The organism is Pseudomonas sp. IT-P395 (genome assembly GCF_949767675.1).
In the GTDB taxonomy this organism is placed as follows: domain Bacteria; phylum Pseudomonadota; class Gammaproteobacteria; order Pseudomonadales; family Pseudomonadaceae; genus Aquipseudomonas.
In genome coordinates, this window is the sequence record NZ_CATKPW010000061.1 from 232,571 (window position 1) to 250,388 (window position 17,818).

Sequence of the window (17,818 nt, forward strand, 5' to 3'; positions counted from 1 at the left end):
TTGACACTGAATATTATCAACATCATATTGGCCAAATATTTCGAGCATAATGTTTCAAGCAGACAATTTTCTATCGAGGGCATCGCCATGCATTACAAGGTTTTTGGTCGCAAAACCGGCCTGCGTGTTTCTGAATTGGCACTGGGCGCCGGCAATTTTGGCACCGGCTGGGGTCACGGCGCCGAACGTGACGAAGCCAAGCGTATCTTTGATGGCTTCCTCGATGCCGGCGGCAATTTCATTGATACCGCCAATGGTTATCAGGGCGGACAGTCGGAATCGATGCTCAGTGAATTCATCGCCCCGGAGCGTGATCGCCTGGTGATTGCCACCAAATACAGCATGGGCACGACTCCGGCCGACGGCATTTCCCACACCGGCAACAGCCGGAAAAACATGGTTCGCGCGGTTGAGGAAAGCCTCAAGCGTCTGAACACCGATCACATCGATCTGTTCTGGGCCCACGTGACCGATGGCGTGACGCCCATGGAAGAAATCCTGCGTGGTTTTGATGACCTGGTGCGCGCCGGCAAGATTCACTATGCCGGCCTGTCGAACTTCCCGGCATGGCGCGTTTCCCGCGCCGATGTACTGGCGGAACTGCGTGGCTTCGCACCGATTGCAGCGATTCAGGTTGAGTACAGCCTCGCCGAGCGCACTGCCGAGCGCGAACTGTTGCCGATGGCTGAAGCGCTGGGACTCGCAGCGACGCTGTGGTCTCCGTTGGCCGGCGGGTTCCTCACGGGCAAGTATCGCGGCGGCGATGACAACAACCGTGCGAGCAAACTCGGCATGTTGGTGCATGCGGAAAAAAGCGCCCGCGAAACCGCCCTGCTCGATACGTTGCTGGCCGTCGCCAAAGAAATCGACGCCAGCCCAACCCATGTCGCCATCGCCTGGCTTCGCGAAAAAGCCCGACGCTCGACTACCGCGCTGATTCCGATCCTCGGCTCGCGCACCCGCGAACAGCTCGACGCCACCCTCGGCGCACTCGAGGTGCAACTGAGCGAACAGCACATGGCTCGGCTGCAAGACAGCAGCAGCGTGCCGGCCGGTGTCCCGCACGAGACGATCGCCAGTGCCACACCGCGCTTTACCGGCCCGCAAACGTTGGACCTGCCGATCATCCCGGTGGCCTGAACCGGCTCGCGTCTCCACGGGATAATCGTTCCCACGCTCCCGCGTGGGAATGCCTCAACGGACGCTCCGCGTTCGGCCGTGGAGGGGACGCGGAGCGTCCCAGGCTGCATTCCCACGCAGAGCGTGGGAACGATCATTGCCGGCGGGTTTAGAGATCGACTTTGTGTCGGGCGGCGTAGAGGCAGAGCATTTCCATGGCCAATGTCGCGGCGGCCAGTGAGGTAACGTCGGCGTGATCGTAAGCCGGGGCAACTTCCACCACGTCCATGCCGACCAGATTGATCCCGCGCAAACCACCGAGAATTTCCAGCGCTTGCACGGTGCTCAAACCGCCGCAGACTGGCGTCCCGGTGCCGGGAGCGAACGCCGGATCCAGGCAATCAATGTCGAACGTCAGGTACACCGGGTTATCGCCAACCCGGGCGCGGATCGCTTCGACAATCGCTTCGCAGCCACGGCGATGCACCTGCCGGGCGTCCAGCACCTGAAAACCCATGTGATCGTCATTGGTCGTGCGCAAACCGATCTGCACCGAACGTGCCGGGTCGACCAGACCTTCGCGCGCCGCGTGCCAGAACATGGTGCCGTGATCGACGCGTTTACCCTCTTCATCCGGCCAGGTGTCGCTGTGCGCATCGAAATGAATCAGCGACAGCGTGCCGTGCTTGCGCGCATGGGCCTTGAGCAGCGGATAGCTGATGAAGTGATCACCACCAAATGTGAGCATGGCGCTGCCGGCGTTGAGAATCTGTTCGGCGTGGGCTTCGATGCTTTCCGGGACGGTGTGTGGCGATCCGTAATCGAAATTGCAGTCGCCGTAATCAATCACCGCCAGATGATCGAACGGGTCAAACGTCCACGGCCAGTGGCGCTCCCAGGCAATCCCGGTGGAAGCCGCGCGAATCCCCCGTGGCCCGAAACGTGCGCCGGGGCGGTTGCTGGTGGCCGTGTCGAACGGCACGCCGCTGACCGCGACATCGACGCCGCGCAGGTCGCGGCTGTAACGCCGGCGCATGAAACTGGTGATGCCGGCGTAGGTGCTTTCGGCGGCGGTGCCATAAAGGCTGTCACGGGTCAGGGCCTGATCGTTTTGCATGGGCACATCCATCGTGGTGCTCCTGTTGTTATTGATGGCTACGGAAAGTGGTCCACAGACGCGTGCGCTGACGCATGTCCTTGAGGCTCATGCTGCGATCGGCATACAGCCGCGCGCGCACCTCGCTGGGTGGGTAGATGTCGGGATCGTTGCGCACGGCTTCATCCACCAGCGGCGTAGCGGCCTGGTTGGCGGTGGCAAAAAACAGCGTGTTGGTCAGCTCGGCCACCGAGTCCGGCCGCAGCATGAATTCGATGAACGCCCGCGCGGCTTCGGGGTGCGGCGCGTCTTTGGGGATGGCCAGATTGTCTTGCCACACCAGCGTGCCTTCTTTGGGAATGCGATACGCCACTTCGAAGGGTTTATTGGCCTTGTGTGCCTGATCAGCGGCCATGCTTGCGTCGCCGTTGTAGGTCAGCGCAAGGCACACGTTGCCGCTGGCCAGGTCATTGATCTGCCGGCCAGTGGCGACGTAGAGCACCGACGGTTGGAGTTTGTGCAACAACGCTTCGGCGGCGGCCAGATCGTTCTTGTCCGTGCTGTAGGGATCTTTACCCAGGTAATGCAGGGCCAGACCAATGACCTCCTGCGGCGAATCGAGGATCGCGATGCCGCAGTCTTTCAGCTTGCTGGCGTTCTCGGGTTTGAACAGCAGATCGAGGCTGTTGAGCGGCACATCGGGCAAGCGCTGCTTCACCGCCTCAACGTTCATCCCCAGACCCAAGGTGCCCCAGGTGTACGGCACGCCGTAGCGATTGCCGGGGTCGACGGCGGACATTTTTTCCAGCAGGTCCGGATCAAGATTGGCGTAGCCCTTGAGGCCGTCGTGGGGGATTTCTTTCAGCGCACCCGCCGCGAGTCCTCGCGCCAGAACGCTGGACGACGGCACCACCACGTCATAGCCGCTACCACCGGTGAGCAACTTGGTCTCCAGCACCTCGGAGGTGTCGAAGGTGTCGTAACGCACATGGATACCGGTTTCCTGCTCGAACCGTTGCAGGGTGTGCGGTGGCACGTAATCGGCCCAGCTGTAGAGATTTAGCGTTTTGTCCTCGGCCTGCGCCTGAAGAGCCACGGACAACAGCAGCGCGGGGAAACACAGCTTGAACACGGGAGCCATGACGAACACCTGACCGGAGGAAGTGGTTGCAGGATGCGCGGTCCGATACATTAGAAAAATAGCCGAATAATTATCCTGACTTTATTCCGGAGTAATGTGATGTTGGGTCAACTGCACGACGTCGATTTGCAACTGTTGCGCCTGTTTGTGCGGGTGGTCGAGTGCGGTGGTTTCAGCGCGGCTCAAGGTGATCTGGGCCTGAGTCAGTCAAGCATCAGTCAGCAAATGGCCAAACTGGAAACCCGTCTCGGCTATCGTCTTTGCAGTCGCGGCAAGGGCGGTTTCAGCGTCACGCCCAAGGGCGAGCAGTTGCTGATTGCTGTGCGCACGTTGTTTGAATCGATTGAAACCTTCCGCCATCAATCCAACGGCGTCGCCGGGCGTTTGATCGGCGAAGTGCGCTTGGGGATCTCCGAGTCGGTCGATCAGTCGGTGTTGCAGCGGGTGGCGGTGGCGATCCGCCGCTTTCGCGAGCGTGATGAATCTGTACGCATCGAATTGATCAGTGCCATGCCCGGCGAAATGGAACGCCTGCTGTTGCAACAGCGACTGGATCTGGCGATCGGTTATTTTTCGCAAGTGCAAAGTGCCTTCGACTATCGCCAGTTGTTTAGCGAAACCCAGCATTTGTACTGTGCTGCCGGCCATCCGTTGTTTACCGATGCAGCGCCGAGTGATGCAGCCTTGCAGGCCTGTGACCGAGTCGATCACCCCTATCGGTTTTTGCGCAGTGACGAACCGTTTCAGGGCAAGGTCTGCTCGGCGCGGTCGGAGCAGGTTGAAGGTACGCTGACCTTTATTCTGTCGGGTAACCATGTCGGCTATCTGCCGGATCACTATGCGCGCAGTTGGCAAGCCAAGGGCCTGCTGCGGCCAATCCGCGAGGGCGAGTTGAGTTTCGAGGTGGCGTTTCATCTGGCCCGGCATCGGGCACAGGTGCCGGGGGATGCGCAAAAGGCGTTTGAAGAAGATCTGCTCGCAGCCTTCTCCTGATACATCTCGCTGTAGGAGCTGCCGCAGGCTGCGATCTTTTGATCTTAAAAGATCGCAGCCTCGTTTCACTCGACAGCTCCTACACAGCCGTCTACCGCTAGCGGCCAATAAAACCTGACCTTTCAGGCAGTTATTGCTCGTTGCCCTCGCCGCCCTCTTCCGGCATCCTGCGCCTCCATTTTCTGACCCGGCCCCGCCTCGCGGCGCGCAAAACACCATGACCGCCTCTGAAAAAGCCCCGCGCAACAACGACCTGATCTATGGTCTCAACGACCGCCCGCACCTGACTGCCACCGTGTTTGCCGCGCTGCAACACGTGCTGGCGAGCTTCGTCGGCATCATCACTCCGACTTTGATCATGGGCGGCGCCCTCGGTCTGCACAGTGAAATCCCCTACCTGATCAGCATGGCGCTGTTCGTTTCCGGCCTCGGCACCTTCGTCCAGGCCAAGCGCTTCGGCCCGGTCGGTTCGGGATTGTTGTGCCTGCAAGGCACCAGTTTTTCCTTTATCAGCGTGATTCTCAGTGCCGGGTTCATGGTCAAGGCGCGCGGTGGTGGCACCGATGAAATTCTCTCGACGATCTTCGGCGTGTGCTTTTTCGCAGCCTTCATCGAAGTGGTGCTGAGCCAGTTCATCGGCAAACTGCGCATGCTGATCACCCCGGTGGTCACCGGCACCATCATCACGCTGATGGGCCTGTCGCTGATCAAAGTGGCCATGACCGACATTGCCGGCGGTTTCGGCGCGCCGGATCTGGGGGCGGCCAGCCATATCTTTCTGGCAGCGCTGGTGATCGGCACCATCGTCGTGCTGAACCGCGTCGACGTGCCGTTTCTGCGCCTGGGCGCGATCGTTATCGGCCTGACGCTGGGCTATGTGGTTGCGTGGCTGATGGGCACGGTGGATTTCGCCTCGATGCCCGAGGTGCCGCTGGTCAGCGTACCGGTGCCGTTCAAGTACGGTTTCAACTTTGACTGGGTGGCGTTCGTGCCGGTGGCGGTGATTTTCCTCGTGTCGCCGCTGGAAGCTGCCGGTGATCTGACCGCCAACTCGATGATCTCGCGGCAACCGGTCAAAGGCCCGCTGTACATCCGCCGAATCAAGTCCGGCCTGCTCGCCGACGGCCTCAACTCGGCCATGGCGGCGGTGTTCAACAGCATGCCGATGGTGACCTTCGCGCAAAACAACGGCGTGATTCAACTCACCGGTGTGGCCAGCCGCTACGTCGCCTTCTTCATCGCCGGTTTGCTGGTGCTGCTGGGGCTGTTCCCGATGATCGGCGCGGTGCTGCAACTGATGCCGAAACCGGTACTGGGTGGCGCCGAACTGGTGATGTTCGGCACCGTCGCGGTGGCCGGCATCAAGATCCTTGCCGAGGCGGGCCTGCATCGGCGCAACATGCTGATCGTGGCGATTTCGCTGGGCATGGGCCTGGGCATCGCCGCTGTGCCGGAAGTGTTGCGCGAACTGCCGCAAGCGCTGCGCAACATCTTCGAATCGCCGATCACCGTCGGTGCGTTGTGCGCTATCGTGCTGAACATCTTTCTGCCAGAAGAATTCATCGAGCTGGAAGAAGACGATTTCGACCCGGAAGCTTCTATCCTTCAGGTCATGGAAAACCCGGACATGCCGGCCAAAGGTGAACCTGCCCCGGTGGCGGCTGTCGCACATTTGAACCGCTAACGTCTGGCCTTTGATAGAGAGGGCTGAGCCGGTGACGGTTCAGCCCTTTTTTGTTGAGAGACCGTTTATGCGCCGTTTCCAAGCCGTCATGCTGTCACTGCTTCTGCTGTCCCTCAGCGCCTGTGCGCTTTTCCCCAACCGTGATCCGGTGAACATCAACGTGGTCGGCCTCGAACCGTTGCCGAGCCAGGATCTGGAAGTGCGTTTCGCCATCAAGATTCGCGTACAGAACCCCAATGAGACGGCCATCGACTACAACGGCATTGCGCTGGATCTGGAGGTCAACGGCCATTCGCTGGCCTCCGGCGTGAGCGATCAGAGCGGTTCGATCCCGCGTTTTTCCGAAACCATCGTCACAGTCCCCGTCAGCATCTCGGCGTTCTCGGTGCTGCGCCAGACTCTTGGCCTGAGCCAGACGCAAACCCTCGATAACCTGCCCTATGTGCTGCGCGGCAAGCTTGCCGGCGGTCTGTTTGGCACCATGCGCTTTGTCGACAGCGGCAAGCTCAGCCTGCCCAAGGCCACTGCCGCTAACTGGTAAAAATGCGCTAGCCTGCTGCGTTCCTGAAAGACACGCATGGAGGCTGCAGGTTTATGGAAGACATACCGACGCTGTACACCGAACGACTGATCCTGCGCCCATTGCAACTGGCCGATGCCGAAGCCGTGCAGCGCGAATTTCCGCATTGGGACGTGGTGCGTTATCTGAACGCGGCCGTGCCATGGCCGTATCCGGAGGACGGTGCCCTCGCCTATCTGCGCAACATTGCCTTGCCAGCGGTGGCGGCAGGCAAGGAGTGGCATTGGACGATTCGCCTCAAGGCCGCACCCGAACAGTTGATCGGCAATATCAGCCTGATGGATCAGGCGGACAACCATCGCGGCTTCTGGCTGGCGCCGGCGTGGCAAGGTCAAGGCTTGATGACTGAAGCCTGTGCGGTGGTGACCGATTACTGGTTCAACGCGCTTCAACGCCCGCTGATGCGCGTGCCGAAAGCGGCGCCGAACATCGGCTCACGCAGAATCTCGGAGCGCGCGGGAATGCGTTTGATTCGGACCGATGAAGACGATTTCGTCGGTGGGCGTTTCCCTCGGGAGCTGTGGGAAATCACCCGCGAAGAATGGCAGCAACGCCACTGATTTCCAGACACACCACCGATCCATTGTAGGAGTGAGCCTGCTCGCGATAGCGGTCTGCCAGATACCATAATCGTTAACTGACAGATTGCTATCGCGAGCAGGCTCACTCCTACAGGTTTTGTGTCAGCCAGTGGGTTATGTGTTGAATCGCACCCCGGGTTTGGCGCGTTCATCTACTGACAGCTCAAACACATCCGGCCGCGAATAGTGGCCGACCACATCGTAGTCATAGCGCGCACGCACCAGTTCATCGGTGTCGATTTCAGCCGTGAGCAAGCCCGCCTCCCCGCGCAATGGCCCCGCCAGCACGTCGCCCATCGGTCCGACAATCACGCTGCCGCCGGCAATCAACGGTCGATCCGCCGGCCAGTTGGCAATCTCGACACCCAACGCCTGAGGCGATGCCTGCACCTGGCACGCACTGACCACAAAGCAGCGGCCTTCATGGGCGATGTGACGCATGCTGACCTGCCACATTTCACGCTCGTCCACGGTCGGTGCACACCACACTTCAATGCCTTTGGCGTACATCGCCGTGCGCAGCAGCGGCATCATGTTTTCCCAGCACACCACGGCGCCGAGCTTGCCCACCTGGGTGTCGAACACCGGCAACGTCGAGCCGTCGCCCTTGCCCCAGATCAACCGTTCGGTGCCGGTTGGCATCAGTTTGCGGTGTTTTCCGACGAGGCCGTCCTGCGGGTCGAAATACAGCGCGGTGCAATACAGCGTGCTGCCAGAGCGTTCAATCACGCCGATCACCAGATTGGCCCCGGTGCGCGCCGACAGACCGGCCAGCGCTTGCGTCTCGGCCCCCGGCACATCGATCGCATTGGCAAAATAACGGGAGTAGGCTTCACGCCCCTCAGGCAGGCGATAACCCAATTGTGTGCCGAAACCCTCGCCTTTCGGATAACCGCCCAGCAGCGCTTCCGGCATCACTACCAGCGCCGCGCCGGATTCGCTGATCGCGCCTTCCCAACTCAAAATCTGTTCCAGAGTGGCAGCTTTGCCGTCGGGCAATGCGCCGATTTGCAGCGCGGCAACAATCGATTTGGCCATTACGGGGACTCCTTCAGGTTCAGTGGTTGCCGATTCTGCGGCGCCACGCGATCATGAATAAAGCCCCAATTGCTGCTTAATGATATGAGCCAAATGAATATCGCCACGGTCGACCTCAATCTGCTGAAAGTCTTTGAAGCCTTGCATGAAGAATCCAGCGCCAGCCGCGCGGCGTTGCGTCTGGGCGTCACGCAATCGGCCGTCAGCGCGGCGTTGCGCCGGTTGCGTGAGGTTTACGGCGATCAATTGTTCGTGCGCACCGGGCGTGGGCTGGCCCCGACGCTCAAAGCCAATCAATTGAAACCGGTGGTCAGCGACGCGCTGAACAAATGCCGACAAAGTCTGGCGATGGTCGACCCGGCGGCCAATCTATACGATGGCCGCTCGGTCACGGTGGGGCTGTCGGATGACTTCGAGATCGCCTACGGTCGCCGCCTGATCGAAGAAATCGCCCGCATCGCACCGAAGCTGCGGGTGATCTTTCGACAGACTCATAGTCAGATCGTCGCCCGCGCGCTGATGGAACGCAGCATCGATCTGGCGATTACTGCCGGTGGCTTTGCCGAGCGCTTGCTCAGCCGTCAGGTATTGGGCGAAGGTGGATATGCGTGCCTGGTCGATCCGGCGAGCCTTGCGCGCGGCCAGCAACAGATTGATCTTGAGACGTTCGTTGCCCGCGAGCACATTCTGGTGTCGTCCGGCGGGTTTATCGGGATTACCGATGAGGGGTTGGCGGCGCTGGGACTGAGCCGGCGAGTGTGCGCATCGACCACACATTTCGCCGCGCTGCCGTATCTGCTCAAGGGCAGCCGGGCGGTGGCGACGATTCCGACGCATGCCGCCGAGAGCATCGCCGCACTCAGCGGTCTGGCGCTGCTGCCCTGCCCGCTGAAGTTGCCGCGTTATCCGATCGAACTGGGCTGGCGCACCAGCACGCAGATCGATCCGGTGGTGGTCAAAGTGCGTGAAGCGATTGCCACGACGTTCAGTTGAAGCGTTACTTGTTGGCGGCCATCAGGCGATTGACTTCACTGCGTACCATGTTGGCGAACTCCGGCGGCGACATGCCGTCCAGTTCCGCGCGGACCCACTCGGCCCATTTGCCTTTGCGCTTGCCGCGCTCGCCGAACAAACGCGCGGCTTCGCCTTTGGCTTTGCCCAGATTGTTCTGCCAGAGTTCGAACAGACGGGATTTCTCGTCTTCCAGCGCAGCGCGCTCTGCAAGGGATTTGTCGGCCAGATTGAAACTCATGGGGAATTATCCTGCTGCGTAAAATGGCGACATCTTACACGCTCGACGGAAATCTCCCGCGCAGGTTTTTATTTCTGACCTAAATTCAGTGCAACTTTTCAGCAAGCGCCACACTCCATTGATCACTGTCCATTCAACTGCAAGGAGTCACCCAATGGCCCGCAAATCCGCCGTGCAAGCCGCCGAAGACCAAATCAAGGATCAGGCCTTCAGCGAACTTCAGGCTCTGATTCAAGAGTCCGACAAACTGCTCAAGAGCAGCGCCTCACTGGTCGGCGAAGAAGCGGAAACGCTGCGCGGACAAATCGCCCTGAAACTGCAACAGGCGCTGGATTCCGTGTCGAGCGTGCGTGATCGCACCAAACCAGCGGTCGATGCCACCGAAAGCTACATCGGCGGCCACCCGTGGCAGACCGTGGCGATCTCCGCCGGTTTCGGCCTGGTGGTCGGCTTGCTGCTCGGCCGTCGCTGAGTCAAACGCGCACGAAAAAGGCGAACCCACTGGGTTCGCCTTTTTTCTGCCTGCCGGTTTTTTTCTGTTCAGATCCTGAATTCAGCTCGGTATTCCACGTCGGCGTACCTCGCCCATTCACCTCGTTCAGTCCCCTCTCCCCCCGGGAGAGGGCTAGGGTGAGGGGCCTTTGCTCTTTGCTCACACCCCCGCCAGTTCGCGCAACTGCGCCAGCGTCTGCGCGTCCAGCACAATGCCCTCAGCCAACGACTTACTGCGTTGCCAATGCCGACGATCCCCCGGCAAACGCTTGAGCCCGACACTGTGCATCTGGCGCACCAGTTCGCCACTGCGTTCGGCAAAACCCTGCCCGGCGGCTTTGCTCGGGTCGATGACAATCAGCAACTGCCCGGTCCACGGCGTTTTCGCCCCGGGATGATTGGACCAGTCGAACTCGAAGGAAAAATTCCCCCCGGTCAGCGCTGCGGCCAGCAACTCGACCATCATCGACAGCGCCGACCCCTTATGACCACCGAACGGCAACAACGCCCCGCCCTCAAGAATCGCCTTGGGATCCTGAGTCGGCTGACCGAGGCTGTCCACGCCCATCCCGGCCGGCAGCCGCTCACCTTTGCGCGCAGCGATCTGCACGTCGCCATGGGCGATCGCGCTGGTGGCCAGGTCGAAGACAATCGGCGCGGCGCCGGCCCGTGGCGCGGCGAACGCAATCGGGTTGGTGCCGAACAGTGGCCGGTCGGCGCCATGGGGCACCACGCAGGTCATGCTGTTGACCACACTGAGCGCCACCAGACCTTCATCGGCGAAAGGTTCGACATCCGGCCACAGTGCGGCGAAGTGGTGAGAGTTGCGAATCGCCAACACGGCAATCCCGGCGTTTCGCGCCTTCTCCACCAGCAGCGGCCGGGCGGCAGCCAGTGCCGGTTGGGCGAAACCGTTGCCGGCATCGACACGGACAAATCCCGAGGCGACATCTTCGACGTGCGGCACCGCGTGCCCGTTGACCCAGCCGCTGGCCAACGTCGAGACATAACCGGGAATGCGAAACACGCCATGGCTGTGAGCGCCGTCGCGCTCGGCCCCGGCGCAGTTGGCGGCCAGCACTTGCGCGACGTCGGCGGAGGTGCCGTGGCGCAGGAAAATCGTTTCAAGCAGTTGCGTCAGCGCTTCGAGAGATAACGAGGACGCGACAGCAGAGGACACATGATCGTGTGGCGCAGACATCTGAAGCTCCAGAATGATTATTGGAGGGAACAACAGCGTACGGACGACTTGCTCGTCGATTAACCACGGCGGAGCTGTCGGCTGTCAACCCTTCGATCATTCGGGAGTGATTGACGCCCTTCCCTGCACATTTCAGCTCGGCGCGTGCGGTAACTATGTACCGCCTGCGCGCTGAACTGCGTACCTATTCTTGAGCCCCCGCCCAAGGCGCCTGCATTCAGAGCTCAATGATGTCTAGCCCCACTGCACCTTTATTGTTCCCCGACATTCTTAAATCCCCAGGCCTGCATGAGGGCTTCCGTCTGGCCCACGGTCTGAACAGCAAAGATTTCTCTTGGCTCGCTCATGTGCAACTGGCAACCCATGCGCTGCGCAGCGAACAAACCCCGCCGATGCTGGCCGAACGCATTCTGTTAAACGCCGACAAGCAATTGGCTGTGCCGCTGGCCGGCAGTTTTATTCTCAGCGCCGGGCCGGATGACAAGGGCGTGTTTCTCTATACCCCCTACGATGGCCTGAAAAAATACAGCGATCACAAGGTGCTGACCGAAGCCTTGCAAACGCGCCTCGACAACGCTGACGAAAAGGATGATCTGCTTGCCTTTCTCACCGTGTCGCTGCGCAAGGAATTGGTGGAGAAACGCAGCTTTACCCTGACCCGTGAAACGATCGAAGGCGATGTATTTGACGATCAAAAAGCCGCGATCAGCCAATCTCAGGAGACCTGCGGGCGCGACCAGCTGGATGAACTCAAACGCCTGCCTTCGCTGACCACCCTGCTGGAAAAGATTCTCGATGAACTGCTCGAACCTCACTTTGCCGGTTTGCAGCAGTCGCGCACCCGGGTCAGTTTTTTCGCTGACACCGCCCCACTCTCCGGGGATGTCAGGCAATGGGTCGATTCGCTATCGCTGAGTGAAGCGCTACTGCTGTACTTCCGCCGTCATGGCTGGCCGCGTGGTCAGACAGCTGAATTTTCCCATCCCGCCCGCGCAACCCGGCCTGCTGACCAGATCGCGTGGGCAGAAGCGATCAAATCCGCGGCGGGAAAACTGACCATGCTGTTGTTTCGGCAACTCGAGGCCTACTGGAATGCCGCCTCATTCGAGGGCTCGCCCAGACGCGCATTCTTCAGCCAGACACTGCAGGATCAGGTGCGTGCGGATTTGATGATCAAGCGCGAAACGGAAATCCTCTCTGCCGCTGAGTTCGACGCATTGCACTGCTTGATTCGGGAACCGAATGTCGCTCTCCAGCGACCCACCTTCGAAACCGTGTGCTTGCGCGAGGAGAGCACCTATGTCGAGTTGGCCGGCTCGCTGATGATCAACCATGACAAGGCCTATCTCTACACCCCCACGCAAGGCTTTCAGGTTCTCACCGACTACGCCGATCTGAAACAGACGTTGACCGCCAAACTCAATGCCGCCGGACATGAGGACGAGCTGTACGGCCTCATGAGTATGGAGGAGCGCAATCGCTATCTTGGTTTCACCAACGCCCAGGTGTCCGGTGAAAACATCGGCGGCGAGATCATTGCGACGCTGTTTGAGGCAATCCTCACCAAACAGCGCCAGAACGTTGAATACGTCTTGCAACTCTTTCGCCAAAGCGAGCACACGACTGACATCCATGCGCTTTTCGACAAGGCGCTGGATGTCCGCGCACTGATTCACGAGCGTCTGCTCAAGCTTGACGTCAACGAACGCTGGAGCACCCGCCCGCTGTTTTCCAGCGCACCACCCTCCTCACTCGTGCAGGCCGACAAGGCTGGGCAATTGGCGACAAAGCTGGAACGCACCCTGGATAATCTCACCAGCCACTTCAAAAATCAGCCGACCACGAGCAGCACTGAACAACGCACCTTTCTCGAAGATATTCGATGGAAACTGGCGCAGGCTTTCGAGGACGGCGTGCGTGGAGAGGCACAGATGAGAAACCTCAGCGGGTCCTGGCTGCCGGCCGAGCGAACACTAGTCGAAACCGTGTTCGACGCAAAACATGCAACACGCATGGATCGCCAGTCCCTCAATGGCTTCCGGCCGGATGCATGGTCGCTCACCCTCACCCGCACGGGCCAAAGTGAAGTGATGTCGCTCGCCCACTGCGTACTCCTGACCGAACGCGGAGGCATGGATGTCAAGCATTCCGGGCGTGCCATCCTGTGGACCCCCGCCATGGGCCTGGAATCGTTCGACGACATCGCCATTGCGCAAAAGCAAATGCAACGACGGCTCGACGACAACAACCAGAATCAGACGCTGCTGGAAAACCTGCCACCGAAGCAACGCCAACTCGATCAGCCATACACTCTGGGTACCTTCCAGCTGATTGAAGGCGATGTGTTGAACGATCGCATGCAGTCGGCCATTGAACATTTCCTCGACCATTGCGAGCTATTACGCGTTTGCATCAAGGACAAGGACACACTCGCTAATTTCCTGAGTCAGATGAAAAACACCGTCATCGATAGCAACTTGCGCCGGGCCATTGAACTCGCGCGGGCCATCGTCCGTCGGCTCGACTATCCAGACTGGTTACGCATGGCCCCGGTCACCGAACAACGCACGCAACTCGCCCTGCTGGATGAACTGCGGCGCAGCTTTATCGATGGCAAGGATTTTCTCGAGGGCGTCCCTGCGTTAGCTACCTATGTCGAGCAGACGCTGAAGACCCTGCTCGACGCCAGATTCCCGAACAATGGACTCAAACCCCAGGAGATCCAGATCACACCGAATCTGACGCTGGCCGGCCCTGCGTGCAATCTTCTCGATTTTGCCTTGCATCACTACAACATCGTGCAGGGCACCGGGTTCAAGGTCGCCTCGAACACAGCCACCGCGTTACCGAAGCACCTCAATCAGACTGCCGTGCAGCAACTGCTGCAATCCCTCGATATCACCACCACCTACACGCAGAAAGTGACGCAAGCGCTGTCAACTGACAGTGCCTCGGCACGCACCAGCAAAGCGCGTTTTTTACGTCAATTGCCCTGGCAGTTGATGCAGCACGCGCACTCGCTGAAGTTGCAGCAACAGCTGTCAGAAAGCGGCTACGACTACATTTGCCAGGTTCTGGACATGCCGGACGGGGTGGCGCGTGCCACAGTCAAGGACGCCCACGCCATTGTCTGCCCGCTGTTATTGAACAAAACCACGGGCGCCGCTTTTGTCGAGGCCCTCGGACTTTATGTGATCGGGCCGGGTGCAGGACAAACAGGTCCACGGGTGCTCTACGCGCCTTACTCCAAATACGTTTTTCGCGAATTCGATAATGAAGCGCAGTTGATTGATGCGTTGAATACACCGGGGCACTTCCAGGATCTGATCATTCGACGTTTGCCCTCAGGGCAACAGGCAGGCTTCAGGAATCTATTGAAAACAACGATCGGCAAACCGACTGAAATCAAGCTGCAAAGCACTGCCATTAACGGCAATCTAGTGGAGCGATTGCACAAGGACACGCTCAGCCTGTTGCCGCAGTTGCTCAGTTGCCAGCCGCAGATCAATGCGCAATCCGACTGGGAAGCGGCGAAGTCTCTATTCAGCCACGGTGTCCGTCTGGTCCCCCATCTGTTGCCGGGGAAACTCGCTTCTTTGTTTTTTCTCTGGAAGAGTTACAAGGACTTCAAAGAGTCTGCCGAAGACCTGCAGGAGCACCATTGGGCGAACGCCCTGAAAAGCTTCATTGCAGGAGCGATCTCCCTGTTCAGTCTGGGTCGTTTATCCTGGGAAACAGAGGTGGAAGAGGAAACAGCCGAATTTGCCACTGAAACGCAGGCGCCTGGATCGACGGCTGCCGCAAGCGGCGCGACGACAACGGTAAAAGCCGCCGCTCGCTGGGCAAAAGTCGCACCCGTTACGGCCTCTCGCATTAATCTGCAACGCTTTGAAACCACCACCGCTCTCGAGAAGCTGAAGCTTGAGGACAATAAACTTGTTTATAGGGATTCGTCGACGGCACAAAAATATGCGGCGATTGCCGGCAAGGTCTATCCGGTGATCCAGTCTGAAAAAACCTGGTATTTGCAGGTAAAGGACGGCGGGCAAGGGCCGGCGCTTGAACAGAAGAACTCGAGACTTGTAATTGCCGGCGCCGACAAGTCGGCTCGTCGTTGCCGGTCAAAACAACGCAACAGCGTGCAAACCGACATCGAGCGCAGCCGCTCAATAATGATGCACATCCAGGCCAAAGGGATGGCACAAATCAACCGCCGCTATCCCGCCAGAGCCTTCGTGATTCAGCAAGCTGTCGCTCGGGCGAGAGACTATGCGCTGAATTGCCTGCACAACTTCGTCATAAATCGCGACAACCTGGGTGGCACTCGAGTTGAAACATTACTCAAACACTTTTTCGAAGTTTCGCAAATCACACCCAGGCTACTCAGAAAAATCGAACAGGTGATCATTCCCCTTTGCCGTGAGTTAACTGATCCAAAAGATGACTTGCTCTATACGGAACGCTTTTTCGCGGGCCTGAATGCGCGGTATGGCGACGATACGGTTGCATTTGTTTTCAAGGAAGACAAACGAAAGGTCGTCCACTTCACCGAACTCTTTTTTAATCCGGGGCTGCATGCCTACACCGCTTTTCTGCCGCCCAGGTTCAATATTGACTCTCATGCTCGCGCGATCACGCTGATCCATGAACTTTCGCATTTAGTCTGCGACAGCGACGATTTCGAATCCGTAGATGCGATGGGGCCATTTCCCCAACTTATCGATACATCAACCGCAAACGGGCTACTTCTCAAAGCTGATATTGATCGGCTGCGTAAGTCCTTTTCCCGTTCCACCCCATTTTCGCAGTTGTTCGCAGAGAAGAGTACGAAGGGTGTGTGGGTGGGTCTGGATCAGTTGCCGGAGCGCGCCAATGAGTACAAAAAAATTCTCAGTCTGACAAAAACCCAAAACCTCGCAGATGCACGTAAAGCCTTTCGCAGTGCGGTTTCTGATGAAGCACGCGTTGATGTGATGCTGGCCAACGCCGACTCGATCGCGTTGCTCATCAGCGAAATGGGCCGGGAACTGGACCCGCTTCCGGTCCCCATACCTTTACCGGCGCCAACTTCAAGTCAGACAGGATCCTCATCTGCTTCGCCTTGACGACTGGAACAAAAAAATACGCCGGCTAGAAGCCGGCGCATTTTCACACGTTGCATTCGGGTTGGTTAATCCTTCTGATCACGCAACACATTGCCCGACGCCCCGTCGATACGGAACTCGTAGACAACGCCATCAGCCTTGCGCCCCTCGCCTTTCCAGTAGCCGTTGTTGTCGGCCTCGATCTCATAGACCTCGACATAACCGGCCTTGGTCTTGACGATCTCGATGGCTTTTTCGATGGTGATCCAGCCAGCGCCCGGCCGATCGGCCAACGCTGCGCCAGCGCTGAGCAAACTGGCGGTGGCAATCAACGCTGCGATTGTCTTTTTGATCATTTTTTCACTCCATTTATGGATAGTGTTCATTAGCGTCCTGCTTTTTGGGTGCCGGAGCGAAAAATAAGTTCCACTTTGATGGGTAAATGCCATGACGAATGTTCTCGGCAACTTGCCGACAAGGTTAGAATGTGCGAAATCAGGACGAGTCAATGACCCAAGACACCCTCTCGGAAGCCGAATACGATGCGATCACCGATGCCGCCGCGCATTGGTGCATGCGTGTGCACGCCGCCGACTGCACAGACGGAGAGCGTCTCGCATTCAAGCAATGGCACGACGCACATCCACTGCATGCCTTCGAATATGAAGCCATGCTGGAAATCTGGGACGTGGCTGAACACTTGCCTCGCCCGGAATCGGCGTCATTCGTGCCAGCGCCTCGACCTTCGCGCGCATGGCGTCAATTCGCTGTTGCCGCCGGTGTCTGTGCACTCGCCCTGCCACTGGCCGCTTACACTGGCTGGAACCTCGGCTGGCTGCCCGACAGCTATGAACATTTCGCCGCCACCGATAATGTCCGGCAGGTCACGCTGAGTGATGGCAGCCAGATCGAACTGAACCTGAACACCGACCTGACCTTCAGCAATTACAAGGACGAACGCCGGGTCACCCTGAAAAAAGGTGAAGCGTTCTTTACGGTCAGTCACGACATGGCCCACCCGTTTGTCGTCCGCGCAGGCGAAGGCAAGATTCGAGTCACGGGAACACGGTTCAACGTCTGGATGTATCAGGATCAAGTGCGCGTGAACCTGATCGAAGGTTCGGTGCTGGTCACCAGCAATCGTTCATTACCGGGCGATGGCTTGCGCCTTGGCCCGTCGATGCAAGCACGTTACAAACAAGGCGACTACATGCCACAGATCAGCCAGACCTACGCCAGCGACACGTCACTGGCGTGGCGCAATGGCAAACTGGTGCTGGATAACCTGGCGCTGAGCGAAGCACTGCCACTGATCAACCGTTATCTGAGCAATCCACTCGAACTGGCTGATAACAGCACCGGTTCGATTCGCGTGGGTGGCATCTACAACATCAAAGAGCTGAACAACCTCGCCAACAGCCTGCCCAAGGTGCTGCCGGTCTACCTGAGCCGTAACAAGGAAGGTAACCCGGTGATCAACTCGATTCCGCAACAGCCACCAAAAAGCTGAAGGCCGCACCCCTTGCAGGATGCGGCCTTCAGGCTCGATGCAATGAA

The 17,818-nt window shown here is 58.9% G+C and carries 15 protein-coding genes; 9 read left to right on the forward strand and 6 right to left on the reverse strand.

The genetic code is table 11. The features are described from left to right. Positions 1-87 precede the first annotated feature (87 nt). A complete protein-coding gene (locus ACM6IN_RS29010; protein ID WP_414917198.1) occupies positions 88-1,140 on the forward strand; it encodes an aldo/keto reductase in 1,053 nt (350 codons plus the stop codon). A gap of 148 nt (positions 1,141-1,288) precedes the next feature. Here the strand turns inward: ACM6IN_RS29010 and speB are convergent, their stop codons facing one another. Next, positions 1,289-2,248 (reverse strand): agmatinase, encoded by a 960-nt coding sequence (speB, locus tag ACM6IN_RS29015; protein WP_414917199.1) that lies wholly within the window; start codon positions 2,246-2,248, stop codon positions 1,289-1,291. Between the two features lie 16 nt (positions 2,249-2,264). Continuing rightward, on the reverse strand, positions 2,265-3,356 hold the full coding sequence (locus ACM6IN_RS29020) for a polyamine ABC transporter substrate-binding protein (RefSeq protein WP_414917200.1): 1,092 nt from the start codon (positions 3,354-3,356) through the stop codon (positions 2,265-2,267). 99 nt (positions 3,357-3,455) lie between these two features. Here ACM6IN_RS29020 and ACM6IN_RS29025 point away from each other — a divergent pair, with 99 nt between their 5' ends. The 4 genes from ACM6IN_RS29025 to ACM6IN_RS29040 all read left to right on the forward strand — a co-directional run bounded on the left by ACM6IN_RS29025 (position 3,456) and on the right by ACM6IN_RS29040 (position 7,173). Then, entirely contained in the window at positions 3,456-4,349 is an 894-nt protein-coding gene (locus ACM6IN_RS29025) for a LysR family transcriptional regulator (RefSeq protein WP_414917201.1), read from the forward strand. Between the two features lie 217 nt (positions 4,350-4,566). Then, positions 4,567-6,033 carry a nucleobase:cation symporter-2 family protein gene (locus ACM6IN_RS29030; RefSeq protein ID WP_414917202.1) on the forward strand — a complete coding sequence of 489 codons (1,467 nt, stop codon included), beginning with the start codon at positions 4,567-4,569 and terminating at the stop codon, positions 6,031-6,033. A gap of 67 nt (positions 6,034-6,100) precedes the next feature. After that, the gene (locus ACM6IN_RS29035) at positions 6,101-6,574 is read left to right on the forward strand and encodes an LEA type 2 family protein (RefSeq protein ID WP_414917203.1); all 474 of its coding nucleotides are present in this window, start codon (positions 6,101-6,103) and stop codon (positions 6,572-6,574) included. Between the two features lie 53 nt (positions 6,575-6,627). Next, positions 6,628-7,173, forward strand: coding sequence for a GNAT family N-acetyltransferase (locus ACM6IN_RS29040; RefSeq protein ID WP_414917204.1), 546 nt, complete (start codon positions 6,628-6,630; stop codon positions 7,171-7,173). Between the two features lie 135 nt (positions 7,174-7,308). Here ACM6IN_RS29040 and ACM6IN_RS29045 read toward each other — a convergent pair whose 3' ends face one another. Beyond that, positions 7,309-8,232, reverse strand: coding sequence for a carbon-nitrogen hydrolase family protein (locus ACM6IN_RS29045; RefSeq protein WP_414917205.1), 924 nt, complete (start codon positions 8,230-8,232; stop codon positions 7,309-7,311). 84 nt (positions 8,233-8,316) lie between these two features. Between ACM6IN_RS29045 and ACM6IN_RS29050 the strand changes: the two genes are divergently transcribed. Then, positions 8,317-9,225 (forward strand): LysR family transcriptional regulator, encoded by a 909-nt coding sequence (locus ACM6IN_RS29050; RefSeq protein WP_414917206.1) that lies wholly within the window; start codon positions 8,317-8,319, stop codon positions 9,223-9,225. Positions 9,226-9,229: 4 nt separating this feature from the next. Here the strand turns inward: ACM6IN_RS29050 and ACM6IN_RS29055 are convergent, their stop codons facing one another. Beyond that, the gene (locus tag ACM6IN_RS29055; RefSeq protein ID WP_007917411.1) at positions 9,230-9,484 is read right to left on the reverse strand and encodes a hypothetical protein; all 255 of its coding nucleotides are present in this window, start codon (positions 9,482-9,484) and stop codon (positions 9,230-9,232) included. A gap of 154 nt (positions 9,485-9,638) precedes the next feature. On the opposite strand from ACM6IN_RS29055, the gene ACM6IN_RS29060 reads away from it, so the two are divergent. After that, positions 9,639-9,956 (forward strand): DUF883 family protein, encoded by a 318-nt coding sequence (locus ACM6IN_RS29060; protein ID WP_007917413.1) that lies wholly within the window; start codon positions 9,639-9,641, stop codon positions 9,954-9,956. 180 nt (positions 9,957-10,136) lie between these two features. Here the strand turns inward: ACM6IN_RS29060 and ACM6IN_RS29065 are convergent, their stop codons facing one another. Next, complete coding sequence (locus tag ACM6IN_RS29065) at positions 10,137-11,177, reverse strand: Ldh family oxidoreductase (RefSeq protein ID WP_123375364.1); 1,041 nt, start codon at positions 11,175-11,177, stop codon at positions 10,137-10,139. Positions 11,178-11,407: 230 nt separating this feature from the next. On the opposite strand from ACM6IN_RS29065, the gene ACM6IN_RS29070 reads away from it, so the two are divergent. Next, a complete protein-coding gene (locus ACM6IN_RS29070) occupies positions 11,408-16,282 on the forward strand; it encodes a dermonecrotic toxin domain-containing protein (protein ID WP_414917207.1) in 4,875 nt (1,624 codons plus the stop codon). Between the two features lie 65 nt (positions 16,283-16,347). Here ACM6IN_RS29070 and ACM6IN_RS29075 read toward each other — a convergent pair whose 3' ends face one another. Beyond that, on the reverse strand, positions 16,348-16,617 hold the full coding sequence (locus tag ACM6IN_RS29075) for a PepSY domain-containing protein (protein WP_042705002.1): 270 nt from the start codon (positions 16,615-16,617) through the stop codon (positions 16,348-16,350). 152 nt (positions 16,618-16,769) lie between these two features. Here ACM6IN_RS29075 and ACM6IN_RS29080 point away from each other — a divergent pair, with 152 nt between their 5' ends. Then, a complete protein-coding gene (locus tag ACM6IN_RS29080; RefSeq protein ID WP_095112090.1) occupies positions 16,770-17,771 on the forward strand; it encodes a FecR family protein in 1,002 nt (333 codons plus the stop codon). The last annotated feature ends 47 nt before the right edge of the window (positions 17,772-17,818 follow it).